The following is a 22,693-nucleotide window of genomic DNA, read 5'->3' on the forward strand; positions in this document are numbered from 1 at the left end:
GGCACCGATGCCCCCGCGCTGAGCGGATCCCGTCCGCCGGGATCACCGTCGTGCGGCTCGTCCCTGGTTGGCGGGCTGTTCTCCGGCCGAGTAGGTTTCAATCCGAAACTCGGACAGATGTGAAGGAGAGCCGCCCTCGTCCCAGCGGGACCGGACGAGGGCGGGGCTCGCCACGGAGGAACAGCGCATGGCAGCACGCGTCACCGCACTGACGTACTACCCGATCAAAGGATGCGCCGGTGTGACGGCGGAAGAGGTGACGCTCACGCCCGCCGGCCTCGCGCACGACCGCAGCTTCATGGTGGTCGACGAGGAGGGCGTCTTCATGAGCCAGCGCCGCGATCCGCGGATGTCGCTGATCCGCCCCGAGATCGGCGACGGCGGCGCGCGGCTGCGGCTGCGGGCTCCCGGCATCGAGGACCTGGACCTCGACGTGGACGTGAGCGGCGCCCGGGAGCGCGTGGAGCTGTTCGGGACCCCCTATCTGGGCATCGACCAGGGCCCGGCGGCCGGGCGCTGGCTCACGCACGTGCTCGGGCAGCCGAGCAGGCTCGTCCGGGTGCCGCCCGAGCATCACCGGGTGACCAGCGGCAGGACGCCCGGGACCGCCGGGTTCTCCGACAGCGGCGCCGTGCTCGTCGTGTCGTGCGCCAGCCTCGGCCTGCTCAACCGCAGGCTGGCCGATCGCGGCGAGGACCCGCTGCCCGTCAGCCGCTTCCGTCCCAACATCGTCGTCGACGGCTGGGACGACCCGCACACCGAGGACCGCGCGTACGCCGTCACGATCGGCGCGGCCGAGCTGGGCTACGCGAAGATCGCCATCCGCTGCGTGGTCACCACGATCGACCAGGAGAGCGGGACGAAGGCGGGCCACGAGCCGCTGCGCACCCTGGCCGGCTACCGCAGGGCCGCCAAGGGCGGTGTCGCCTTCGGGGCCAAGTACTCCGTGGTCACGACCGGCGCCGTCGCGGTCGGGGACACGGTCCGGGTCACCGCCTGGGGTGCGTCCGAGCTCTGATCCACGGGCGCCCCGGCGCGCCGCGCGCACCTTCGCATCGAAATAGTGCGATATGTTGATGCGAAAGCAGGCGACTGAGGAGCGGCGCGATGAGCGGCATGCCCGGCATCGATCTCGGCAGGTTCGGGATCTACACCTTCGACTTCGAGCACCAGCTGGCGGCGCTGGTGCGTGAGTCGGTCCAGGAGCTGGAGGAGCTGGGCTGGCCGGCGGTGTGGGTGCCCGAGCTGCTCGGCCGCGAGGCGCTGACGCACGCCGGTTACCTGCTCGCGTCCACCCGGGGGCTGCGCGTGGTCAACGGCGTCGCGCGGATCTGGTCGCGCGGGGCGCGGTGGACGTACGGCGCCGCGACGCTGCTCGCCGACGGCTACCCGGACCGGCACGTGCTCGGGCTCGGGTTCGGCGGCCAGCCGCAGCCGGGCACCAAGCCGCTCGCGGCCATGGCCGGCTACCTCGACGAGATGGACGCGGTGGACCCGGTCAACCCGGCGCCGCGGGCGCCGATGCGGCGCATCCTGGCCGCGTACGGGCCCAAGATGCTGGAGCTGGCCCGCGACCGGGCCGCCGGCGCGCAGACCTATCACGTCAACGTGGCGCACACCGAGCAGGCGCGGCGGATCCTCGGCCCGGAGCCCTTCCTCGCCGTCGAGCACCCCGTGCTGTTCGAGAGCGACCCGGCCAAGGCGCGGGCGGTCGCGCGCGAGCACCTGCACCGTTACCTGTCCACGCCGTACAACCTGGCCAAGTTCCGGCGGCTGGGCTACTCGGAGGAGGAGATCTCCGGCGGCGGCGGTGACCGGCTCGTGGACGACTTCGTGTTCTGGGGCGATCTGGACACGATCGCGCGCAAGCTGCACGGGCATCTCGACGCGGGCGCCGACCACGTCACCGTGCAGGTGATCGGGGTGCGGCCGGGCGAGTCGGCGATGCCCTACTGGCGCCGGCTGGCCGGCGCGCTCCTGCCCGGACGCGCCGGCGGCTGACCCGGCGCCGCGTCCGCCAGCGCGGCGCCGAGCCGCAGGGCCGCCTCGACCGCGGACGGGATGTCGGCGATCGGGTAGACGACGTGCTGGATCGTCCGGCGGGCGTCGGCGATGAGGACGGCCCGCTTGAGCCGCAGGTTCTGCCCGGCGCGGAACGTGGGCAGCCGCAGGGCCGCGCACAGGGTGAGGTCCACGTCCGACAGCAGGGGGAACGGGAGGTCCTCGGCGTCGGCGAAGGCCTGCTGCTCGTCCGGGCGCTGGGTGCTCACGCCGCGCAGGGCCACGCCGGCCCGCGCGAAGTCGGCGGCCGAGGCGCGGAACAGGCGGTTCTCCAGGGTGCAGCCGGCCGCTCCCGGGATCGGCGGGCCGTCCTCCGGCGGGAGGCCGGGAGCGCCGGTGGCCGGATAGGTGAAGATCACGGTGACGGGCGCGCCGGCGGCCACGACGTCCAGTTCGCCCCCGCCGGTCGCGGGCAGGCTGAGGGGGTGCGGCACGGAGGTCCCGGTCAGCGCGCGCAGCCGGACGGCCTCCGGGCCGGTGGGGGAGGCGACGGCGGTGAGCGTGCCGTCGCCCAGGACGAAGCGGTCGGCCCAGTCCTGCAGCCCGATCAGCACCGGGGTCAGCGCCCGGCCGGCGTCGGTCAGGTGGTACTCGTACCGGATCGGCCGCCGCTGGTACGGGCGGCGCTCCAGCACGGCGTGATCGAGTAGGTGCCTGAGCCGCTCGGCCAGCACGCGCCGCGAGATGGCCAGCTCCGCCTGGAGGTCGTCGAAGCGGTGCCGGCCCCGGCTGACCTCCCGGACGATGAGCAGGCTCCACCACTCGCCGACCACCGCCGCGGCCTGCGCGATGGCGCAGACGGCGTCCAGTTCGCGCACCTCTCGTGCCACCGCTCGCCTCCTCGCCGTCCGCCGCGAGACCAGGCCAGTGTAGCGAGTGGGTTTCAGAAGGGAATCCACCCTCCGCAACGAACGGCGCGGGCGGGGCCGGTGGCGGGATCGGCGGCGGCGTTTACCCTTCTGGCCACGGGTACGGGTCGCGAACGGGATCACTGAGGTACGGAGGTCACCCGATGCGAGCCGTGGTCATCAACTGCACCCTGAAGCCGTCGCCGGAACCGTCGAACACCGACGCGCTGGCCGAGGTGGTCGCCGGGGAGCTGCGCGGGCGCGGCGTCACCGTCGAGACGTACCGGGCGGTGGACGAGAACATCCTGCCGGGCGTCGAGACGGACATGGGGCAGGGTGACGGCTGGCCGCGGGTCCACCGGAGCCTGCTCGGCGCGGAGATCCTCATCGTCGCCACCCCGACCTGGGTGGGCCATCCGTCGTCGCTGGCGCAGCGGGTGATCGAACGGATGGACGCCATGTTGTCGGAGACCGACGACGACGAGCGGCCGGTGGCCTACAACCGGGTCGCCGGGGTGGTGGTCACCGGCAACGAGGACGGGGCCCACCACGTGATCAGCGAGATCGCCGGCGCCCTGGGCGACATCGGGTACACGATCCCCGGGCAGGCGTGGACGTACTGGCATCTCGGCCCCGGCGCCGGGCCCGACTACCTGGACTCGGAGCAGGGGCGCGAGTGGTCGCACAAGACCGGCCGCGCGATGGCGTCGAACCTGTACGCCGTGGCCAAGGCCCTGGCCGCCCGCCCGATCCCGGCGCCACCCCAGTGATCAGTGCAGGCCGCGGACGGTGCCGCCGTCCACCCGAAGCGTGGTGCCGGTGACGTAGCCGGCGAGCGGGCCGCTGAGGTAGAGCACCGCGGCGGCGATCTCCTCGGGGCGGCCCATCCGGCCGACGTCGTTCGGCGCCAGCTCCTCGATCGCGTGGCGTTCGATCTCCGGCCACGTCTCTCCCCAGCCGCGACCGGGCGCGAGTCCGGTGATGAACCGCCGGACGCCGTCGACCAGGATGGCGCCGGGGGAGACGGTGTTGGACGTCACCCCGGTCCCCTTCAGCTCGCGGGCCAGCGACACCGCGAGGTTGTGCCGGGCCGCCAGCGTGGCGCTGTAGTGCGGCAGCTCGGCGCCCGGCTGCAGGGCGAGCCCGCCGCCGATCTGGATGACCCGGCCCCAGCCGCGCTCCCGCATCCCGGGGACCACCCGCTGGATCATGCGGACCCCGGAGATGACGTTGACCTCGTACGCCTCGCGCCAGTCATCGGCCGTGGCGTCCCGCCACGAGCGGTGCGGGTAGGAGCCGGCGTTGTTGACCAGGATGTCGATCGGCCCCGCCGCCAGCGCGGCTCCGGCCACGGCGTCGGCGCCCGCGTCGGTGGCCAGGTCGCCGACGGCTGCCACGGCGCCGCCGCCGGCCGCCCTGATGGCGCCGGCGACGGACTCGGTCCGGGCCGGGTCGCGGCCGTGCACGACGACCTCGGCTCCCTCGGCGGCCAGGGCGGTGGCGATGGCCGCACCGAGGCCGGAACTGGCCCCGGTGACCAGCGCCCGTCTGCCCGTCAGTTGCGCATTCATGTCGTTCCTCGTGTCGTCACGCTCTTATCTACGTTTGTAGACTTACGACCAAAGTATACGAGTGTAGACATGATGCCGCCGACGCCTGGGCCGTGCGCACGACCGGGCTCAGGGGTTCTTGCCCATGGCCTTGCGGATGGTGTCGCGGACCCGGTCCATCATCGCGATCGGCGTGCCGACCAGCAGGTTCTTGGTGGCGGACTCGGTGCCGGGATGAGGATGGGTGGGCGCCATCGCCTCGGCCGCTTTGACGCCGGCGGCCATGCTGCGCCGCTGCGCCTCACTGGTGTGGGCGCGGAGCTGGGCGAACTCGTAGCGTTCCTCGCTGCGGGCGTGTGCCTCGACGGCGGCGCGCAGCATGAGCAGGTTCGGCATGAAGTCGGGGGCGTCCGGCCCGGCCTCGTCCATGCGGGACAGCAGCTCCTTGGCCTCGTTCTCCTCGGCGAGGCGGTCGTCGACCACGCCGTCTCCGCCGTCGATGGCGTGCCGGGCGAAGGGGTGGACGATCTCCTCCTCGGCCGTCTCGTGCACGGCGAGCAGCCGTACCAGGCGGGTGAACGCCTCGCCGCGCTCGTCCGCGGGCGCCTGCTCTACCTCGTCGAACAGGTTCCTGATCATGCCGTGCTGGGCCTGCAGCAGGTCGATGACGTCCGTCTCGTCCATCGTCTCCGGGGCTGTTCTGGTCATATCCGTACCTCCTTGTTCGGGTACGCGGCGGCTACCCGGACAAGGGGTGGCCACGCCACGAACGAGGACCGGAGGCGTGATCCTTACCGAATGCGGAGCTTCCGGCGAGAGATCCGCACACCGCCGCTCAGCCGGAGAAGCACTCGCGTGCCGTGGTGAGGCGCGCGGACATGTTGCGCTCCATCATCCGCAGCGCCGCCTCGCCCAGGTCGTCGTGGATGGCCGCGACGCAGTCGGTCGGCACCGTGAGGTCGTATTTGCGCACGTACGCGTCCAGCGCGCTGTAGAGGACGCACTGCTCGGTCACCTGCCCGGCCAGCACGACCGTCCGCACCCCCAGCCGCGACAGCAGGTACTCGAGGGGCGTGCCGAAGAAGACGCTGTGCCGCACCTTGGGCAGGAACGCGCAGCCGGGCGGCGGCAGCACCGGCCGCACCAGGTCCGGCCGCCTGCCCTTCAGCGCCCGTTCCTCGATCTCGCGCCGATCGGCGGCGAAGTCGCCGTAGTTGTCGTTGACGTACACCAGCTCGACGTCGTCGCGCTCCTCGGCGGAGGCGATGAGCTCCGCAAGCGGGTCGACGATCGCCGCCGCCTTCTCCGCGAGCGGCTCGGCGTCCTGGTGGTCGTACGGGTTCAGCATGTCGATGACGACCAGGGCGAACGTAGTCATAGCCACTGTCCTGTCCAGCCGGTCGCCTTTTATCCCAGCTCAGACATCGGACCGGGGCCTCTATGAGCCGGAAAGAGCGGTCAGGTCGTGTCGCTCATGTGCACCCGCAGGCGCGGATGCCCGTCCGGATGGTCGACGGTGACCACGTCGCAGAGGCGCCGGATGATCCACAGCCCGAACCCGCGCACGGCGCTGGCCGGCGGATCGGACGGCGGCAGATGGTCGGCGGTCAGCGTGCCGCCGGGCTCGACGATCTCGACCCAGATGCCGTGGGCGTCCCTGCGGGCGGTGAGGACGCCGGAGCCGGTGCCGTGCTCCAGGATGTTGGCGGCGGCCTCGTTGATCGCGATGATCAGATCGTTCGCGCGCTCACCCGAGAACCCGGAGCTGAGGGCGAAGGCGTGCAGCCGCGACCGCAGCAGGGAGAGATCCGCGGTGATCGCGCATCGAAGCGGCACGCTGTCACCCCTAACCCTGCATCTCGGACGGTCAATTGTCGCGCTTCGCGGCAACAGTGTCACATGAGGGTCTTCGCCGGGGGTCACGGGGGTGGGCACGCTCCAGGCCGGCGATCTTCCCAGGGGCCTGGAGGCGTTGCGATGATCGCGGCGTGACGGCGACGGCGGACGGACCGCCGGAGCCGGTCCGCGGGCAGTGTGTGTGGGCAGTGTGTGGGCAGGGCGAACGTCTCCCGCTCAGGTCAGGGCGGCGAGTGCTTCGTCGAGGTCGTCGTAGAGGGGCAGGACCTTGGCCAGGCCGGTGATCCACATGATCTTCGCGCGGCGGTAGTCGACGCCGATGAGGGCGAACTTGCCGCCGGCGGCCTGGCTGGCCTGCCAGTGGTGGATGATCAGGCCGAGGGCGCGGGAGTCCATGAAGACGGCGCCGGCGAGGTCGAGGATGATGGAGGTGCCGGCCTGGTCGAGGTGGTCGGCGAACTGCTGGCGGGTGGTGGCGTCCAGCACTCCCTCCACGGCGATCACGGCGATGTCGCCGGCCGTGGACGACGTCAGGCGCAGCGGTGCGGGGGCGGGGGTCTCGCCCGCGGGCATCATCACGACGTCATCGTACGTGTGGCCGGACGGATGCGCGGACGCGCGGCACCGTCTTTCCTCCTCCGCCCTCCGCGCGTCCCGGCGACCACGATGGCTGTTTCAGGAAAGAGATTTCGGTAATATGGCTTCAGCTATTGTCTGATCCAACGCTCTCGCCGACAAGGAGGTCAGCAGTGGAACATGCGGGTCAGCCGCGGACGGGCAGGCCGTGGACGTTCCTGACCAACCATGCCCGGGTCCTCATCGAGATCACCAGGCATCCGAACGCGCGGCTCCGCGAGATCGCGGCCGTCACCGGCATCACCGAGCGCGCCGTCCAGGCCATCGTCACCGACCTGGAGAACGCCGGTTACATAACCCGCACACGTCTGGGCAGACGTACACACTACAGCGTCGACGCCAGCCGGCCCTTCCGCCACCCAGCCGACGCCGACCGCGACATCGAAGGACTGATCGCCCTGTTCACCGAGCACGACGCCCCCGCAGCCAGCAGTCCTGAGAGAGAGCTCACCCCATGAACACCGCGGAGCTCCGCACCATCCTCGTCGTCGAGGACGACCCCGCCGACCAGGTCCTCATCCAGGAGGCCTTCGAAGAGCACGCGGAAACCCGGCGAACCCGCCCCAACCTGCTCCTGGCATGGGACGGGGAGCAGGCCCTCGACATCCTGTTCCGCCGCGGCGCGCACGCCGAGGCCACCCGCCCCGACCTGGTGATCCTGGACCTCAACCTGCCCAAGTACGACGGCCGCGCGGTCCTGGAGCAGATCAAGTCCGACCTCGAACTGCGCACCATCCCGGTCGTGGTCTTCAGCACCTCCTCCCAGGACGAGGACATCATCGGCACCTACCGGCTGCACGCCAACGCCTTCGTCACCAAGCCGACCGGCTTCGACGACTTCACCGCCGTCGTGCACCAGATCCAGGAGTTCTTCACCCGCACCGCCCGTCTCCCCGCCCCCGCGGCCTGACCCGGCCGCTCCCAACCCCGCCGGCCCGCTCCCACCAGGGCCGGATTCGGCCCTTCTGACGCCACGCCGAGGACTTTTGTCCGCTTTTGCCAGCGAACGTGCCGGTCATGGTGCCATCATGGGACCACAGTGCGTGATTGCGGGCAGGAGGGGCCGATGTTCACGCCTCTGCCTGACAGTCTCGCCGGCCACGGCGTGACCTGGCCGATCAGCCTCGACCTCCCCAGACTGCGGGATCTGGTGTGCCACCACGCACGGCAGGCCGGGCTGAGCCCGCAGCGTGCCGGAGATCTGGCGCTAGCGGCCAACGAGGCGGTCACCAACGTGCTGGACCACGCCGGCGGCCGGGGCTGGGTGCGGATCTGGGCCGACGACGGCTTCCTCAACGTGGAGGTCGTCGACCTGGCGGGCCGGCTCGCCCCGGGCGCCCGCCTGGACGAGCCGCCGCAGGCCGGGCCGCGCGGATACGGGCTGTGGGTCATGCGCAGCCTGTGCGACGAATTCGCCATCACCCAGCAGAGCGGCTCCTCCCAGGTGCGGCTGCGCATGAGGCGTCCCACGGCGCGAAGGAGCTGATCGTCACGATGGACGACCCGGAGGAGATGGTCTGCGTCGTCAGCATGTCCGTCGACGGCCGGGCCTGGATCGTCCAGGTCCACGGCTTCATGGACTTCCGCCACGCCGCGCTGCTGCGCGAGCAGGTGGACGCGGTACTGCGGGGCGCGCACGTGCCCGTGCTGATCGTGGACCTGTCCACGGTCGCGTTCTGCGACTCGTCCGGACTGTCGGCCCTCGTGTACGCCCTGCGGCGCTGCCGCAACGCGTCCACGCACCTGATCCTCACGGGGGTGCGGGGCACACAGGAGCGCTGGATGACCATCACCGGCCTGTCGCGGATCTTCGACCGCCGGCCGAACGTGACGGACGCCCTCCCCGCCGCGGCCGGCTGACCTCAGCTTCTGGCGCCGGGGAACAGCCTCTCGCGCCAGGGAAAGCCGAGTTCAGCCTGCCGCACCGGGCAAGGCCGAAATGGGCCTTTCGCACCGGGAAAGGCCGGACACGCCGAGGCCGTGGGGCGCGGGCGGCCCCGCCCGCCGCCCCACGGTGGCTCAGACGTTGAAGATGCTCACACCACCGGGTCCGACGAGCAGCCCGACAACGATGAGGACGATGCCCCACAGGATGTCGCGGCGGGCCAGCAGCACGTAGATGCCGGCGATGACGAGGATGACGGCGATGATCCAAAGAAGGGTAGCCATGCGCCTCGACTGCCCTCAGCGGAGGGCAGGAAACGGCCGCGCTCGGGACATCAGGTAACACTTCGGTTTCGCCTTGCCCGGATGCGCCCGGAATTGGACGTGTCCGGAACGGGACACGCTCTGCGGCGTAAATGATCGGAGTAGGACATGTGCCGACTTATAGACTTCCGCCCTGCCCCCTGAGTGCTGCTCGCACAGGAATGAGTGCCGATGCTGACCGAGTTCCTCCGCGACCAGTTCTTCACCACCGCATGGTTCGGGTTGATGGCCTTCGTCTGGTTCGGCTGGTCGCAGGAGAGCCCCGACCGGCGCTGGCGGGTCTGGCTGGGGGCCGGTTCGGTCCTGGGCATCGGGATCGCCGTGGCGTTCGGGGTGCTGACCGCGACGAACTGGGACCAGCCGACCGCGCTGGACGGGAAGTACGCCTGGTTCGGCGTCCTGGTCGCGGCCGAGGTCGTCGCGGCGGCAGCCGGCTGCCTGCTGCTGTCGAGGCGCGGGGCGTCCCGGTGGATGGCCTGGTGGGTCGCGCTCGTCGTGGCGGCGCACTTCCTCCCCCTGGCGCTGCTGCTGAACGACCTCGGCGTGGCGGTCGTCGGGCTCGTCCAGCTGGCCGCGCTCGGCCTGGTGGCCAGGCCCCTGCGGGCCACCAGCACACCCAGCAGCCGCTCGGCCGGCCCGATCATGGGCGCGACCCTGCTGCTCAGCGCGGCGATCGGCGCCCTGATCGCCGTGTCGGGAGCCTGACGACCCCGCAACCGGCGTCCCGGGCGGTCGCTCCCGTCCGGCTTTTCGCGCCTGGTCAGTTCTTCGCGCCCGGTCAGCTCTTCGCGGACGAGGGCGGAGGTGCAGACGGCGACGGGGACGGGGGCGGAGCCGGGTCGGCGTCGCCGGAGAGCAGGGCGCTCAGACCGCCCCGGGCGTCCTCGATCACGATGGCCTCGGCCGCCGCCGAGTCGCCCGCGCGCAGCGCGCGGACCAGCGCGCGGTGGCTGGCGTAGCGGTCCAGACCGAAGTTCGGGTCCTCGGCGACGCGCTCCAGCCGCCGGGCCCGGCTCTCGGAACGGGAGAACACCCGGGTCTGGTCGAGCAGGCGTACCAGGACCGGATTGTCGGCGCAGGCGCTGACCGCGTCGTTGAAGCGCTGCATCGTGTCGAGGAGCTGGGTGAGGTGCCTGGTCATGGGGTCGCCGTCGCGATGGCGCTGCTTGATCAGGATGAGCAGGTCGTCGGCCTCGTCGAGGATGGCGTCGAGGTGGTCGAGCTGCTCGGCCGTCACGTGCCGGGCGGCGAACCTGGCCACCATCCCGCGCAGCGCGACCTCCACCTCGGCCAGCTCCTGCAGCGCGATGTCGCCGATGGTGGAGACCTTCACCGTGCGCGGGCCCGTGCGTTCGAGCAGGCCGTCCTGCTCCAGCCGCCGGATCGCCTCGCGCACCGGCGTCGGGCTCACCGCCAGCCGCTCGGCCAGCCCGCGCTCCGTCACCTTCTGGCCCGGCCTGAGCTCGCCCGTGACGATGGCGGCGCGTACCGACTGATAGGCCCGGTCGGCGAGGGTGTCGCTGCTGAGTGATCCGAGGGATTCGATGGCCACGGCCGTAGCATACCGCCCGCAATGGCAGAAGAATAAGCAACTCTTGACGGTGATGCTATAGCAAATATACGGTCACGGCGTCCCCACCGCCGATCCGGCCCCTCGTCCGAGAAAGAAGCGAAGCATGGACAACAGACCCGACTCCGTCCGGATCATGACGCCCGTCGGCATGCTCGGCGCCGGCTGGGACGAGGCCACGATCGAGCGCGGCCTGGCCCTCGGCGTGGACGTGATCACCGTGGACGGCGGGTCCACCGACTCGGGCCCGTACTATCTCGGCTCCGGAACGGCGAAGACCGCCGCGCAGGCGGTCGCCCGCGACCTGCGCAGCCTGCTCAAGGCGGCGGCCCGCGCGGACGCGCCGCTGATCATCGGATCCTGCGGCACCAGCGGCACCGACAGCGGCGTCGACTGGGTCGCCGGCATGGTGAGCGAGATCATGGCGGAGGAGGGCCTGGACCTCAGGGTGGCGCGCATCTACAGCGAGCAGGACGCCGCCGGCCTCAAGGAGCACCTCGACGCCGGACGGATCCACCCGCTGCCGCCCCTGGGGGAGATCCGGGCCGAGACGCTGGAGGGCTGCACCCACATCGTCGGCATGATGGGTCACGAGCCGATCGTGCGGGCGCTGGAGGCGGGCGCCCAGGTCGTGCTCGCCGGGCGGGCCACCGACACGGCGGTGGCGGCGGCGTACCCGCTGATGAAGGGGATGCCGGCCGGGCCGAGCTGGCACGCCGCCAAGATCGTCGAGTGCGGCGGGCAGTGCACCGTCGACCCGCGCGCGGGCGGGGTGCACACCACGATCGACGCGGACGGGTTCACCATCGAGCCGCTCGACGCGGCCAACGCGTGCACGCCGTACACGGTCGCCGCCCACATGTTGTACGAGACGGTGGACCCGTTCGAGATGCGTGAACCCGCGGGGACCCTCGACGTGCGCGAGGCCACCTACGTCGCCGTGGACGAGCGCACCGTGCGGGTCGAGGGGTCGCGCTTCCACACCGCCGACCAGCACACCGTCAAGCTGGAGGGCGCCCGGATCACCGGCTACGAGACGATCTCCTTCAGCGCGATCCGCGACCCCCTCATCCTCGGCGACCTGGAGACCTGGGCGGACCTGCTGCGCACGCACCTGCGGCGGCGGGTGAGCCAGACGCTCGGGCTCACGGACGACGACTACGCCTTCGACCTGCGCCTCTACGGCCACAACGCGGTGCTGGACGACCTGGAGTTCGAGACGGGAACGCCGCGCGAGGTGGCCGTGATGCTCCTCGTCAGCGCCCCCGACCAGGCCACCGCGACGGCGGTGGCCAAGGTCGCCAACCCGTTGATGCTGCACATGCCGGTGCCCCGCATGAACTACCTGCCCAGCCTGGCCTTCGCCTCCTCCCCGGCGGAGGTCGAGCGGGGCCCCGCCTACGAGTTCGTGCTCAACCACGTCGTCGACACCATCACCCCGACCGCTATGTTCCGGATTGAACACGACAGCACAGACGGAGCACACCACCATGACTGACACACCCCCCGGATCGCCTCCGGTCACCGTCGGCGACCTCGCGCTGGAGGTCCGGTCCAAGAACGCCGGCCCCTTCTGGGTGACGATGGAGCTGTTCATGCGGGACGCGGACGGCTACCGCGTCGTGGCGGACGAGACGTTCATCGACGAACACGTCATCGCCCGCCTCTACCGCGTCGACGCCGGCACGGTCCGGATGTTCCGCATCCCGTCGCTCAACGTCGTCAAGATCTCCTTCCCGCGGCCGGTCTCCCAGGGGTCGCTGCGCGACCGCGACATGCACGCGGGCCAGCACCACGTCCCCCTGGCCGCCCTCCCCGTCCCGGCGGGCGCCCCGATCACCGCTGGAGCGGGCCGTGGCTGACGCGGACATCGTCGTCGTCGGGGCGGGCCTGGCCGGCCTGGTGGCCGCCGCCGAGGCGGCCGACGCCGGCCGGTCGGTCGTGCTGGTCGAGCAGGAGGGCGAGCGGTCGCTGGGCGGCCAGGCGTTCTGGAGCCTGGGCGGGCTGTTCCTGGTCGACAGCCCCGAGCAGCGCCGGATGGGCATCAGGGACTCGCGCGAGCTGGCCTGGCAGGACTGGCTCGGCAGCGCCCAGTTCGACCGCGAGGAGGACCGCTGGCCCCGGGCGTGGGCGGAGGCGTACCTCGACTTCGCGGCGGGGGAGAAGCGGGCCTGGCTGCGCGCGATGGGGCACCGGATCTTCCCGCTGGTGGGCTGGGCCGAGCGCGGCGACGGCCGCGCCGAGGGTCACGGCAACTCGGTCCCGCGTTTCCACATCACCTGGGGGACGGGTCCCGGCGTGGTCGCGCCGTTCGAGCGCCGCGTACGCGCCCACGCCGAGGCGGGACGGATCCGCTTCGCCTTCCGCCACCGCGTGGACGACCTCATCGTCGAGGACGGCGCGGCCACCGGCGTCCGCGGGCAGGTGCTGGAGCCGGACGACGCGGAGCGGGGCCGCCCGACCTCGCGCGTCGCGGCCGGCGACTTCGAACTGCGCGCCCAGGCCGTCATCGTCACCAGCGGCGGCATCGGCGGGAACCACGACCTGGTCCGCAAGGCCTGGCCGGCCCGGCTGGGGGAGCCGCCCAGGACGATGGTCGCCGGGGTGCCGGCGTACGTGGACGGCCGGATGCTCGGCATCGCCGAGGCGGCCGGCGCGCGAGTGATCAACCCGGACCGGATGTGGCACTACGTCGAGGGCCTGCGCAACTGGGACCCGATCTGGGACAACCACGGCATCCGCATCCTGCCCGGCCCCTCGTCGCTCTGGCTCGACGCCACCGGCGCACGCCTGCCCGCACCCTGCTTCCCCGGCTTCGACACGCTGAGCACCCTGCGGCACCTGCGGGGGACGGGCTACGACTACTCGTGGTTCGTGCTCACCCAGAAGATCATCGAGAAGGAGTTCGCGCTCTCGGGGTCGGAGCAGAATCCCGACCTCACCGGCAAGGACGTCAAGCTCGTCCTGTCGCGGGTCAAGAGCGGGGCGCCGGGCCCGGTGGAGGCGTTCAAGCGGCACGGCGCCGACTTCGTCGTCGCCGACAGCCTGACCGAGCTGGTCGCGGGCATGAACAAGCTGGCCGACCCGGACGCCCCCGAGCTGGCGGAGCCGGCGCTGCGCGCGCTCATCGAGGCGCGCGACCGCGAGATAAGCAACGCGTTCACCAAGGACGCGCAGCTGACCGCGATCAGGGGCGCGCGCAACTACCGCGGCGACCGGCTGAGCCGGGTGGCGGCCCCGCACAAGCTGCTCGACCCGAAGGCCGGGCCGCTGATCGCCGTGCGGCTGCACATCCTGTCGCGCAAGACGCTCGGCGGGCTCGAATCCGACCTCGACGGCCGCTGCCTGCGCGCCGACGGCAGCCCGCTGCCGGGCCTGTACGCCGCGGGCGAGGTCAACGGGTTCGGCGGCGGCGGGATGATGGGCTACAACGCCCTGGAGGGCACGTTCCTCGGCGGCTGCCTCTTCTCCGGCCGCGTGGCCGGCCGTGCCGCCGCCCAGGCGGTCGCCTGACCCGTCACCCGGCCCAGGCGGTCCGCCTGATTCGTCACCTGGCCCAAGCGGTCGGCTGACCCGTCACGCACTCGTTGCCGCACTCGTTGCCGCGCACGTCACGGGCGCGGCGACGAGCGACCCGTCATGCCCGGATTCCACCCCCGAAGATCCCATGGCAAAAGCCGTCTGCAACTATTGACAGTTTTGCCATAGCATTCACAAGATGGCGGGTGTCACAGTGAGCCGACCGTGATCCAGCCGCCGCACGGTCCGCCGCGTCCGGTCCCGGCGCCGTCGCCGTCGAAGAACCCGAGGAACATCATGAGAAGGACCGCATTCCTGCCCCTCGCGCTCGCCGCCGCCCTCACCTCGGCCTGCGGCAGCCCGGCCGGTGACGCCCCCGCCGCCGAGCCCACCGCCACGGCGGACGTCGGGAAGGCCTCCGCGGTCACCCCCGTCGACGACGCCACGCTCAAGGCGGCGCAGGCCGAGGGCGAGGTCCTGCTCTACACCAACAGCGAGGAGCAGCAGATGGCGCCGCTGGTCAAGGCCTTCGAGCAGGCGTTCCCCGGCATCAAGCTGCGCAGCCTCACCCTTGGCAACCAGGAGATGTTCCAGCGCTACGAGACCGAGGCCGCCTCCGGGGCGGCCTCGGCCGACGTGGTCATGAGCAGCGACGCGGTCGGCTGGCTGTCGTTCATCGCGAACGGCGACGTCGAGGACTACAAGGACCCGAACACGCCGAACCTGCCCGAGCACGCCGTGCTCGGCCCCGGCGTCTACTCCATGTCCGTGGACCCGGTCGTCGCGGTGTTCAACAAGGCGCTGATCCCCGAGGCCGCGCAGCCCGACACGATGGTGAAGCTGGCCGCGATGGCGCCGAAGCTGGACAAGAAGATCGCCACCACCGACATCAGCAACGTCATCCAGTACGGAGCCACCAGCGCCTACCTCGGCAAGTACGGCGAGCAAGGCTGGGCCACGCTGGAGAAGATCGGCCCCCACGCCGCGGTGGAGTCGAGCAACGGCCCCCTGGTGACCAAGCTCGCCCAGGGCCAGTACGCCGCCGAGTTCTTCGTCTCCGGCACCGTCCGCGCGTTCATCACCGACGACGTCGCCAAGGTGGTCAACTACAGCTACCTCAAGGACGGCACGCCGCTGCTGCCGCGCGGCGTCGGGGTGACCGCCAAGGCGAAACACCCCAACGCGGCCAAGGTCTTCGTCAACTGGCTGCTGTCGGTCGCCGGGCAGGAGGCCGCCTGCCAGGGCGGGTTCACGCCCTACCGTGACGGCGTGACCTGCGACTTCGGCCTGCCGCAGGTCAAGGCCATCGTCGGGGAGGACAACCTGATCATCGGCACGTACGGCAAGGAACTCGCCGACCAGCGCGACCAGATCATCGCCCGCTTCAACAAGGCCTTCGGCCGGTGACCGTCACGGCCGGCCCCAGGCCGGAGACGGCGGCCCCCGCGCAGGACCGGGGCCCGCGGCGCCCGTCCGTGCCGACGACCGCCAGCCACTACCTGATCTGGGCCCTGACCCTGCTCGTCGTCGTCGGCCCCGTGGTGCCGATCGTGCTGGCCTCGCTGTGGTCGACGCCGCTCTACCGCTCCGGCGGCGGGCTCACGCTCGGGAACTTCCGCGACCTGCTGACCGACCCGGCCTGGTGGACCGCGGTCGGTAACAGCGCCGCCTTCGCCGCCCTCACCACGGTCACGTCCGTGCTGCTGGGGGTGGGTGCGGCGGTGCTGCTGTCCAGGACCGACGTGCCGCTGCGCCGCCTCTTCGCCGCCCTCCTCATCCTGCCGATCATGCTCCCCGGCCTCGTGCTCATCGTCGGCTGGATGGCGATGTGGGCGCCGTCGGGGTACGTCAGCTCCTGGCTGGAGATCAACACCTTTCTCCGGTTCCCGGTCGACCTCTACACCCTGCCGGGCATGGTGCTGGTGGCGACCTCCGTGGCCGCGCCGACCGTGTTCCTCTTCTGCCGCACCACCGTGCTCGCCATCGATCCCGCCCTGGAGGACGCGGCACGCAGCGCCGGCGCGAGCCCCCTGCGGGCGCTGCTGACGGTGACCGTGCCGCTGCTGCGTCCCGCCGTGCTCAACTCGGCGCTGCTCGTCTTCGCGATCTCCTTCGAGGCGCTCGGCCTGCCGCTGATCCTGGGCTTCTCCAACAACATCAGGTTCGTCTCCACGTACCTGTACGACCACTGGATCAACGCCGCTCCGCCGAACCAGGGCCTGGTGTCGGCCGGCGCGGTCTTCCTCCTCCTCTGCGTCTCCGGGCTCCTCGTCCTGCGCAACCGGCTCGTCGGGGACGCCGCCCGGTACACGACCGTCACCGGCAAGGCCACCGCCACCCGGGTGGTGGGCCTCGGACCGGCCCGGTGGCTGCCGGCCGCCCTGCTCGCCGTCGTGCTGGGAGTGTTCGTCGTCGTGCCGCTGGCCGGGGTGGTAATGTCGGCCTTCACCACCATCCTCACCCCGTACGTCACCCCGTGGTCCGTGCTGACCACCGAGAACTTCCAGGCCATCGCCGAGCATCCCATCTGGTCGGAGTCGATCGTGAACAGCCTGCTCATCGCCGGCGCGGGCGGGCTGCTGACCACGGTGGCCATCGCGGTCGTCTCGGTGGTGGCCCACCGCTCCTCCTTCCGCTTCCGCGGCTCGCTGCAGCAGGCGGTGGTGTGGCCCAGGATGATGCCGGGGCTCGTCACGGGCATGGCGTTCTTCTGGTCGTTCGCCATCCTCGACCCGGGCGGCGCCGTCCGCGGCAGCCTGTGGGGGATCGGGCTCGCTTTCGCCGTGCGCAGCCTCGCCCTCGGCTACGGCGTGTTCTACCCGGCGCTGGCCGCGATCGGCGAGGACCTCGTCCGCGCCGCCCGCACGTCGGGGGCCACCTGGTGGCAGGCCGCGGTGAGCGTCGTGCTGCGCCTGTGCGCCCCGGCCATGGCCGCCTGCTTCGTGCTGCTGTTCGTCTCGATCCTGAACGACGCCGACCCCGCCGTCTTCCTGGTCACCGACCGGACGCCGGTCATGGGCCTGACCATGCTGCAACTCGCGGCGACGAGCACCGGCGGCGCGGTCGCCGCCTTCGGGGTGATCCAGATGGTCATCACCCTCGCGGTGCTCGGCGCCGGACGACTCTTCCTGGGGGTACGGGCCCATGCCTGATCTCACGCTGACCAAGGTGGCCAAGAGCTTCGGCGGCAACGCCGTCCTGCACGACCTCGATCTGCACGTACGGGACGGCGAGCTGTTCACGCTGCTCGGCCCCAGCGGCTGCGGCAAGTCCACGACGTTGTGGTCGATCGCCGGGCTGCACTCGCCCGACCGGGGCACCATCGCCTTCGGCGACCGGGTGGTGTTCGACGGCGGCCGCGTCGACGTGACACCCGAGCGGCGCAACTGCGGCGTGGTCTTCCAGTCGTACGCGGTCTGGCCGCACCTGTCCGTGCACGACAACGTCGCGTACCCGCTCAAACTGCGCCGGGTGAAGCGCCCGGCCAGGGCCGCCCGCGTCCGCGAGGTGCTCGAACTCGTGGAGCTGGGCCACCTGGAGCGGCGCTACCCGCACGAGCTCAGCGGCGGGCAGCAGCAGCGGGTGGCGCTGGCCCGCGCGCTGGCGCACCCGCCCGACCTGCTGCTGCTCGACGAGCCGTTCTCCAACCTGGACGCCAAGCTGCGCGAACGGGCCAGGGAGTGGCTGCGCGCCCTGCAGCAGCGGATCGGCGTCACCACCGTCTTCGTCACGCACGACCAGGACGAGGCGCTGTCCATGAGCGACCGCGTGATGGTCATGGACCAGGGCCGGGTCCGGCAGGTCGGCACCCCCGAGGAGATCTATCACGAGCCCGCGGACGAGTTCGTCGCCGACTTCGTGGGCAGCGTGAACGTGCTCTCCGGCCGGGCCGTGCCGGGCGCGGACGGCACCGCGCAGGTGTCGCTCGACGGCCTGGGCCGCCCGCTCACGGTCCCGGCCGGTGCCGACCTCACCGGCGACGTGCGGCTCGCCGTCCGTCCCGAGCGCATCGTGGTGCATCCGCCGGGCGGCGTACCGGCGGACGCGGTCAACGTGGTCACGGTCAAGGTGGCCTCGCGGGCCTTCCTCGGCGATCACTACCGGTACGTGGCGGAGCTGGGGGAGCGGGAGCTGGTGGTGCGGACGCTGACGCCGGTCGACCACGGCTCCGAGCTGATCGTCGAGCTGCCGCCCGAGGCGATCCGCGTCTTCGGTCCCGCCTGACCCGGCCGCCCCCCGCCTGACCGGGCCGCCCGCCTCGCCTGACCCGGTCGCGGCGCCGGATCGGGCGTGTGCCGACCGGCCGCCGGGGGAGTGGAAAAGATCCACCCGTGTGTCGACATAGGATCTTTTCAACTCGTCTGCCCCCGACTGCCGGAAGGCCTTCATGACCCACCCCCTCAGTCGTCGGTCCGCCCTGCTCGGCGCCACGGCCGCGACCGGTCTCGCCCTCTGGGACCAGCCGGTGGGGGCCGCGGGGACCGGGACCGGGACCGGGACCGGTACCGGGGCAGGGGCCGACGCGGCGGCGTTCGACGCCGCTCGTGAGCGGTGGGTGAGCCTGCTGGCCGGGGCGACGTACGACCCCGCCTACGCCGACAAGACGCGGGCGGTCGAGGGCTCGGCCAAGGCCGTCCTGCGCAAGATGAAGCCCGACCCGGGCCGCCCCAGCCTCTGGCCGGACCTGCCCCTGAGCGACCCCCGTACAGGCGACTTCAACCGTTCCTACAACCGCATGCGCACCCTGGCGCTCGGCTGGGCCACGCCCGGCACCGCCATGCACGGCGACAGGCAGGTCGCCGAGACCGCCGCCAGGGCGCTCGACTTCCTGTACGAGCACGCCTACAACGAGCGACTCGACCGGCGGGGCAGCAACTGGTTCTGGTGGGAGATCGGCGTCCCCCGCGCGCTCACCGACACCTGCGCCCTGCTCTACGACGGACTGCCCCGCGACCGCATCACCCGCTGGCTGCGCCCGCTGCGCCGCTGGTGCCCCGACCCCGAGCGGCGGGTCAGCCACCCCGGCGTGGTCGAGACCGGCGCCAACCGGGCCGGCAAGGCCATGGCGGTGGCCATGCGCGGGCTGCTCACCCATGACGAACGCCTGGTCAGGCGGGCCAGGGCCGCGGTCTCCGCGCTGCTGCGGCCGACCAGGGGGCCGGGCGACGGCCTCTACCGCGACGGGTCGTTCATCCAGCACGACGTGTACCCGTACACCGGCAGCTACGGCGTGGACTACCTGGAGAGCATGGCCAAGCTGATCGCGATGCTGGCACGCTCACCCTGGGAGCTCACCGGCGTCGGCGGCGTCTACGACATCGTGGACCGCTCCTTCACGCCGTTCGTCTTCGATGGGCTGATGATGGACTGCGTCCGCGGCCGGCAGATCTCGGTGCAGGGCCACCGCGACTACCACTCGGGCCAGAAGACGATCGAGGCCGTCCTCACCCTGCTGGAGTCGGCGCCCGAGCGGTACGCCGAGCGCTGGCGGCCGCTGGTGAAGGGCTGGCTCACCCGCAACACGGCCGTCCCCTACGTCACGCTGGCGCCGCCGGCCAGCATCGCCAAGGCCGCGGCGCTGCTGGACGACCCGTCGGTGCCGGTCGGAGCGCGGACGACGGGCACGTACGTGTTCGCCGACATGGACCGGGTCGTGCACCGCCGCCCCACCTGGGCGTACGCGATCGCGATGAGCTCGCAGCGGATCGGCGCGGCCGAGGCGATGAACCGGGAGAACCTGCACGGCTGGTACACCGGCGACGGCATGACCTACCTCTACACCGGCGACCTCACCCACTGGAACGACGACCTGTGGCCCACGATCGACCCGTACCGGCTGCCCGGCACGACCGTCGACCGCCGAAGGCGCGCCGATCTCACCCACGGCCACCGCCGCCTGCCGCCCACCCCGTGGGCGGGCGGCGTGGCCCTCGACGGCGAGTACGGCGTGGCCGCCATGAGGCTGATCGCCGGCGGCTCCTCGCTGCGGGCCAGAAAAGCCTGGTTCCTGCTCGACGACGCGGTGATCGCGCTCGGCGCCGGCATCACCGCCTCCGACGGCCGCCGCGTCGAGACCATCGTGGAGAACCGCAACACCCACGACTGCCACCCTCCGCTGGACAAGGGCGACGACTGGGTGCACCTGCCGGGCGTGGCCGGATACGTGCTGCTCGACGGCCCCGGCCCGAAGGTGATCCGCGAGAAGCGCACGGGACGCTGGCGGGACATCGACAAGGGCGCCACCACCGGCGGCGACGGGACCCCCGTCACCCGCCACTACACCACGATCCTCCTCGACCACGGCGTCGACCCGCGCAAGGCGCGCTACGCCTACGCCGTCCTGCCCGGCGCCACCGCCGCGCAGACCGCCGGCTACCGCCTGCGGGTCAGGATCCTCGCCAACTCCGGCACGGCGCAGGCCATCTCCCGCGGCGACGTGCTCGCCGCCGTCTTCTGGCGCGCCGGGACCGTCGAGACCATGGACGGGCCGCTGCGCGCCGACGGTCCGTGCACGCTGCTGATCCGCCGCGACGACAAGCGGGTCCGGCTCGCGGTCGCCGACCCGTCGAGGACCGCCGACGAGGTGAAGATCACGCTGCCCTGGCCGGTGCGCTCGATCGAGCGGGGCGACCGCAGCGTGCGCAGGTCCAAGCGGGCGATCAAGGTGGAGGTCGGCGGCAGCCGCGGGCACGCCCACACCGCGGTCGTACGCGTCTGACACGAGCGCTTCCCCTCGGGTCGTGTCCCGTTGAACGAGGCGGACCCCCTTCTTTTGTCCAAGCGACGCCCTGGACAATGCTTGGACAATTCTCCGACGTACATTCGTTGCCGCCGGCCGAATGACCGGGCATAGTCGGAATCGTCACCGCCGGATCGCGACCCGGGAGCGGTAGCCGATCGGCGGACATCTGGGGGGGAATCACCGGCCGGCGCCTTTCATTCGCTGCGCCGTACCGCAAAAGCCGGAAATGCCTTCCTTTCCCACGGACATTCTCCCGAACGAAAGGACGCGACCATGACCGACAGAAAACTGACCGCGGCTCTGGTGACCTGCGGCGCCGCGGCGCTGCTGGGCGCACCCGCCTCCGCCACGGCCGCGACGGCGGGCACGACCACCACCGCGACGAGCCGCACCCAGGCGGTGGAGCGCGACAGCGTCCGCTGCATCAAGCCCAGCGGAAAGAAGACGAACTACTCGTGGTCGGACGGGAACTCGTCCACGACGGTCTACTTCAACAATCACTGCTCCCATCGCGTGTACGCCCAGCTGCATTTCAAGGGCCCGGCCGGAACGCGGAAGGAATGCCTTGCCACGAACGGCGGGACGAAAGGCAAGAAGAAATTCCACAAGGGGCTGGCCGAGAATCTCACGAACATCACCAGGGACTGCTGACCACGCGGGGGCCAGGACCCCCGCCTTCCGGTAAGGAGCCGGTTCGACATGAAGATGCACGTAGCCGCCATCGCGGTCTCCGCGGCGGCCATCTCCACACTTCTGCTCAGTACGGGGCCGGCCAGCGCGCACCCGTACGACGGGAAGGACCCGTACAAGAGCGGGTGCGCGAACAGCAAGGTCTTCACCGGCAAGAAGGCCTCACTCGAGAACGAGATCGGTGACAGCCTGGGCTCGATCCGGCTGTACTACTCGCGGCGCTGCGGCACCAACTGGGGCGAGGCCCAGGTGCCGAAGAACGCGACCGGCACGATCACGGTCTTCACCAGCTCCAGGAGGGTGTCGTTCACCTACCGCGCCGGCAACGGCGGGCACCACTGGGGCGACATGGTCTACGCGCCCAGCGGCGTCTGCGCCAAGGCGTCGGGCACCGTGGCCGCCGGGACCGGCCGGGTCAACCGGGGCAGCGGCACCACCGGCGCGGCCTGCGGCTGAGCTTCCTCGAACCGGGGCGGCGTGCTACGGCACGCCGCCCTTCGCGTGCGCTCATGTCACGTTTGGTAACGCCGGGGAACGCACAGTCTTACCGGCTCCCTCGTGGGAGAGGGACTGCCGAGCGAGATCGTTGAACCGGTTCGCCTGCCATCCATCGGACCATGACCGAGGTGGCGGCGAGGAAGCGCTTCTGGACATTTGGACAACGCCTTGTCCACGGCGGCTCGTCGAACCGGTTCGACGGCTCGGGAGGTGACATGGCGACGATCGGCGACGTGGCTGCTCGTGACCGAGCCCGACGGCGCGCGGGCGCTGCGGCGCCTCACCGACTCGCGGATGGTCGACGGCGTGGTGCCGATGAACGTGGCATGGGACGACGTCAGGCCGCCCGTCCTGCGGGCGGCGCCGCAGCCGGGCGCGCTGGTCGGCCTGCCCGGCGACTGCTCCGGGCTGGACGTGTTCGACCTCGACTTCGAGGAGGCCGCGCCGGCCGCTTGACCGGGTCCGGGGCGTCCGGCGGCGGGTACGTGGGCCACGGTCGCCTGCCCGCCGACGG

Annotated in this window: 26 protein-coding genes; 18 read left to right on the plus strand and 8 right to left on the minus strand. The window is 71.6% G+C overall.

The genetic code is table 11. The annotated features are described in order from the left end of the window. Positions 1-187: 187 nt before the first annotated feature. A complete protein-coding gene (locus B0I32_RS11895) occupies positions 188-1,018 on the plus strand; it encodes an MOSC domain-containing protein (protein WP_106237766.1) in 831 nt (276 codons plus the stop codon). An 89-nt stretch (positions 1,019-1,107) separates the two neighbouring features. Beyond that, positions 1,108-2,001, plus strand: a complete 894-nt coding sequence (locus B0I32_RS11900) for a TIGR03620 family F420-dependent LLM class oxidoreductase (protein ID WP_106237769.1) — start codon at positions 1,108-1,110, stop codon at positions 1,999-2,001. Here B0I32_RS11900 and B0I32_RS11905 read toward each other — a convergent pair. Continuing rightward, positions 1,950-2,891, minus strand: a complete 942-nt coding sequence (locus B0I32_RS11905; protein WP_106237772.1) for a winged helix-turn-helix transcriptional regulator — start codon at positions 2,889-2,891, stop codon at positions 1,950-1,952. The genes B0I32_RS11900 and B0I32_RS11905 overlap by 52 nt on opposite strands. 182 nt (positions 2,892-3,073) lie before the next feature. On the opposite strand from B0I32_RS11905, the gene B0I32_RS11910 reads away from it, so the two are divergent. Next, entirely contained in the window at positions 3,074-3,679 is a 606-nt protein-coding gene (locus B0I32_RS11910; protein WP_106237774.1) for a flavodoxin family protein, read from the plus strand. Here the strand turns inward: B0I32_RS11910 and B0I32_RS11915 are convergent, their stop codons facing one another. The 5 genes from B0I32_RS11915 to B0I32_RS11935 form a co-directional block, all read right to left on the minus strand. Continuing rightward, positions 3,680-4,480, minus strand: coding sequence for an SDR family NAD(P)-dependent oxidoreductase (locus B0I32_RS11915; protein WP_106237777.1), 801 nt, complete (start codon positions 4,478-4,480; stop codon positions 3,680-3,682). A gap of 108 nt (positions 4,481-4,588) precedes the next feature. Then, a complete protein-coding gene (locus tag B0I32_RS11920) occupies positions 4,589-5,167 on the minus strand; it encodes a hemerythrin domain-containing protein (RefSeq protein ID WP_245955772.1) in 579 nt (192 codons plus the stop codon). 127 nt (positions 5,168-5,294) lie between these two features. Continuing rightward, entirely contained in the window at positions 5,295-5,837 is a 543-nt protein-coding gene (locus tag B0I32_RS11925) for a cysteine hydrolase family protein (protein ID WP_106237782.1), read from the minus strand. Between the two features lie 80 nt (positions 5,838-5,917). Further along, the gene (locus B0I32_RS57590; RefSeq protein WP_181307278.1) at positions 5,918-6,295 is read right to left on the minus strand and encodes an ATP-binding protein; all 378 of its coding nucleotides are present in this window, start codon (positions 6,293-6,295) and stop codon (positions 5,918-5,920) included. Positions 6,296-6,532: 237 nt separating this feature from the next. Next, positions 6,533-6,892, minus strand: a complete 360-nt coding sequence (locus B0I32_RS11935; RefSeq protein ID WP_245955789.1) for an STAS domain-containing protein — start codon at positions 6,890-6,892, stop codon at positions 6,533-6,535. A gap of 173 nt (positions 6,893-7,065) precedes the next feature. Here B0I32_RS11935 and B0I32_RS11940 point away from each other — a divergent pair, with 173 nt between their 5' ends. The 4 genes from B0I32_RS11940 to B0I32_RS11955 all read left to right on the plus strand — a co-directional run bounded on the left by B0I32_RS11940 (position 7,066) and on the right by B0I32_RS11955 (position 8,812). Further along, positions 7,066-7,410 carry a helix-turn-helix transcriptional regulator gene (locus B0I32_RS11940; protein WP_106237787.1) on the plus strand — a complete coding sequence of 115 codons (345 nt, stop codon included), beginning with the start codon at positions 7,066-7,068 and terminating at the stop codon, positions 7,408-7,410. Further along, positions 7,407-7,862: a response regulator gene (locus B0I32_RS11945; RefSeq protein WP_106237790.1), complete on the plus strand. Its 456-nt coding sequence runs from the start codon at positions 7,407-7,409 to the stop codon at positions 7,860-7,862. Before B0I32_RS11940 ends, B0I32_RS11945 begins: the two co-directional genes overlap by 4 nt. Positions 7,863-8,018: 156 nt before the next feature. Next, a complete protein-coding gene (locus tag B0I32_RS11950; protein ID WP_106237793.1) occupies positions 8,019-8,438 on the plus strand; it encodes an ATP-binding protein in 420 nt (139 codons plus the stop codon). 8 nt (positions 8,439-8,446) lie between these two features. After that, complete coding sequence (locus tag B0I32_RS11955) at positions 8,447-8,812, plus strand: STAS domain-containing protein (protein ID WP_106237795.1); 366 nt, start codon at positions 8,447-8,449, stop codon at positions 8,810-8,812. Between the two features lie 159 nt (positions 8,813-8,971). Here the strand turns inward: B0I32_RS11955 and B0I32_RS57595 are convergent, their stop codons facing one another. Next, positions 8,972-9,121, minus strand: coding sequence for a GPGG-motif small membrane protein (locus B0I32_RS57595; protein WP_181307280.1), 150 nt, complete (start codon positions 9,119-9,121; stop codon positions 8,972-8,974). Positions 9,122-9,331: 210 nt separating this feature from the next. Here B0I32_RS57595 and B0I32_RS11960 point away from each other — a divergent pair, with 210 nt between their 5' ends. Further along, entirely contained in the window at positions 9,332-9,865 is a 534-nt protein-coding gene (locus B0I32_RS11960; RefSeq protein ID WP_106237797.1) for a hypothetical protein, read from the plus strand. 73 nt (positions 9,866-9,938) lie between these two features. Here B0I32_RS11960 and B0I32_RS11965 read toward each other — a convergent pair whose 3' ends face one another. Continuing rightward, complete coding sequence (locus tag B0I32_RS11965; RefSeq protein ID WP_106237800.1) at positions 9,939-10,712, minus strand: GntR family transcriptional regulator; 774 nt, start codon at positions 10,710-10,712, stop codon at positions 9,939-9,941. Between the two features lie 124 nt (positions 10,713-10,836). Here B0I32_RS11965 and B0I32_RS11970 point away from each other — a divergent pair, with 124 nt between their 5' ends. The 10 genes from B0I32_RS11970 to B0I32_RS12015 all read left to right on the plus strand — a co-directional run bounded on the left by B0I32_RS11970 (position 10,837) and on the right by B0I32_RS12015 (position 22,635). Next, a complete protein-coding gene (locus B0I32_RS11970) occupies positions 10,837-12,228 on the plus strand; it encodes an acyclic terpene utilization AtuA family protein (protein WP_106237801.1) in 1,392 nt (463 codons plus the stop codon). Next, on the plus strand, positions 12,221-12,592 hold the full coding sequence (locus B0I32_RS11975; protein WP_106237804.1) for a DUF4387 domain-containing protein: 372 nt from the start codon (positions 12,221-12,223) through the stop codon (positions 12,590-12,592). Before B0I32_RS11970 ends, B0I32_RS11975 begins: the two co-directional genes overlap by 8 nt. Then, positions 12,585-14,243: an FAD-binding dehydrogenase gene (locus B0I32_RS11980; protein WP_106237807.1), complete on the plus strand. Its 1,659-nt coding sequence runs from the start codon at positions 12,585-12,587 to the stop codon at positions 14,241-14,243. Before B0I32_RS11975 ends, B0I32_RS11980 begins: the two co-directional genes overlap by 8 nt. A gap of 303 nt (positions 14,244-14,546) precedes the next feature. Beyond that, a complete protein-coding gene (locus tag B0I32_RS11985; protein ID WP_106237808.1) occupies positions 14,547-15,656 on the plus strand; it encodes an ABC transporter substrate-binding protein in 1,110 nt (369 codons plus the stop codon). Continuing rightward, a complete protein-coding gene (locus B0I32_RS11990; RefSeq protein WP_106237810.1) occupies positions 15,653-17,401 on the plus strand; it encodes an ABC transporter permease in 1,749 nt (582 codons plus the stop codon). The genes B0I32_RS11985 and B0I32_RS11990 overlap by 4 nt, the downstream gene beginning before the upstream one ends. Then, positions 17,394-18,473, plus strand: coding sequence for an ABC transporter ATP-binding protein (locus tag B0I32_RS11995; protein ID WP_106237812.1), 1,080 nt, complete (start codon positions 17,394-17,396; stop codon positions 18,471-18,473). Before B0I32_RS11990 ends, B0I32_RS11995 begins: the two co-directional genes overlap by 8 nt. A 163-nt stretch (positions 18,474-18,636) precedes the next feature. Further along, on the plus strand, positions 18,637-20,967 hold the full coding sequence (locus B0I32_RS12000) for a polysaccharide lyase 8 family protein (RefSeq protein WP_106237814.1): 2,331 nt from the start codon (positions 18,637-18,639) through the stop codon (positions 20,965-20,967). A 297-nt stretch (positions 20,968-21,264) separates the two neighbouring features. Beyond that, on the plus strand, positions 21,265-21,642 hold the full coding sequence (locus B0I32_RS12005) for a hypothetical protein (protein ID WP_106237816.1): 378 nt from the start codon (positions 21,265-21,267) through the stop codon (positions 21,640-21,642). A 48-nt stretch (positions 21,643-21,690) separates the two neighbouring features. Beyond that, positions 21,691-22,137 carry a DUF2690 domain-containing protein gene (locus B0I32_RS12010; RefSeq protein WP_106237819.1) on the plus strand — a complete coding sequence of 149 codons (447 nt, stop codon included), beginning with the start codon at positions 21,691-21,693 and terminating at the stop codon, positions 22,135-22,137. 285 nt (positions 22,138-22,422) lie between these two features. Next, a complete protein-coding gene (locus B0I32_RS12015; protein ID WP_181307282.1) occupies positions 22,423-22,635 on the plus strand; it encodes a type 1 periplasmic-binding domain-containing protein in 213 nt (70 codons plus the stop codon). Positions 22,636-22,693: the final 58 nt, after the last annotated feature.

Source organism: Nonomuraea fuscirosea (assembly GCF_003001935.1).
In the GTDB taxonomy this organism is placed as follows: Bacteria; Actinomycetota; Actinomycetes; order Streptosporangiales; family Streptosporangiaceae; genus Nonomuraea; species Nonomuraea fuscirosea.

What these genes read in the sequence shown, in the direction of transcription:
- B0I32_RS12010 (WP_106237819.1), top strand. Translation starts at nt 21,691, where the DNA reads ATGAAGATGCACGTAGCCGCCATCGCGGTCTCCGCGGCGGCCATCTCC.
- B0I32_RS11995 (WP_106237812.1), top strand. Translation starts at nt 17,394, where the DNA reads ATGCCTGATCTCACGCTGACCAAGGTGGCCAAGAGCTTCGGCGGCAAC.
- B0I32_RS57595 (WP_181307280.1), bottom strand. Translation starts at nt 9,121, where the DNA reads ATGGCTACCCTTCTTTGGATCATCGCCGTCATCCTCGTCATCGCCGGC.
- B0I32_RS11895 (WP_106237766.1), top strand. Translation starts at nt 188, where the DNA reads ATGGCAGCACGCGTCACCGCACTGACGTACTACCCGATCAAAGGATGC.
- B0I32_RS11935 (WP_245955789.1), bottom strand. Translation starts at nt 6,892, where the DNA reads ATGATGCCCGCGGGCGAGACCCCCGCCCCCGCACCGCTGCGCCTGACG.
- B0I32_RS11955 (WP_106237795.1), top strand. Translation starts at nt 8,447, where the DNA reads ATGGACGACCCGGAGGAGATGGTCTGCGTCGTCAGCATGTCCGTCGAC.
- B0I32_RS12000 (WP_106237814.1), top strand. Translation starts at nt 18,637, where the DNA reads ATGACCCACCCCCTCAGTCGTCGGTCCGCCCTGCTCGGCGCCACGGCC.
- B0I32_RS11960 (WP_106237797.1), top strand. Translation starts at nt 9,332, where the DNA reads ATGCTGACCGAGTTCCTCCGCGACCAGTTCTTCACCACCGCATGGTTC.
- B0I32_RS11945 (WP_106237790.1), top strand. Translation starts at nt 7,407, where the DNA reads ATGAACACCGCGGAGCTCCGCACCATCCTCGTCGTCGAGGACGACCCC.
- B0I32_RS11900 (WP_106237769.1), top strand. Translation starts at nt 1,108, where the DNA reads ATGAGCGGCATGCCCGGCATCGATCTCGGCAGGTTCGGGATCTACACC.
- B0I32_RS11970 (WP_106237801.1), top strand. Translation starts at nt 10,837, where the DNA reads ATGGACAACAGACCCGACTCCGTCCGGATCATGACGCCCGTCGGCATG.
- B0I32_RS11975 (WP_106237804.1), top strand. Translation starts at nt 12,221, where the DNA reads ATGACTGACACACCCCCCGGATCGCCTCCGGTCACCGTCGGCGACCTC.
- B0I32_RS11915 (WP_106237777.1), bottom strand. Translation starts at nt 4,480, where the DNA reads ATGAATGCGCAACTGACGGGCAGACGGGCGCTGGTCACCGGGGCCAGT.
- B0I32_RS12005 (WP_106237816.1), top strand. Translation starts at nt 21,265, where the DNA reads ATGACCGACAGAAAACTGACCGCGGCTCTGGTGACCTGCGGCGCCGCG.
- B0I32_RS11950 (WP_106237793.1), top strand. Translation starts at nt 8,019, where the DNA reads ATGTTCACGCCTCTGCCTGACAGTCTCGCCGGCCACGGCGTGACCTGG.
- B0I32_RS11910 (WP_106237774.1), top strand. Translation starts at nt 3,074, where the DNA reads ATGCGAGCCGTGGTCATCAACTGCACCCTGAAGCCGTCGCCGGAACCG.
- B0I32_RS11925 (WP_106237782.1), bottom strand. Translation starts at nt 5,837, where the DNA reads ATGACTACGTTCGCCCTGGTCGTCATCGACATGCTGAACCCGTACGAC.
- B0I32_RS11920 (WP_245955772.1), bottom strand. Translation starts at nt 5,167, where the DNA reads ATGACCAGAACAGCCCCGGAGACGATGGACGAGACGGACGTCATCGAC.
- B0I32_RS11985 (WP_106237808.1), top strand. Translation starts at nt 14,547, where the DNA reads ATGAGAAGGACCGCATTCCTGCCCCTCGCGCTCGCCGCCGCCCTCACC.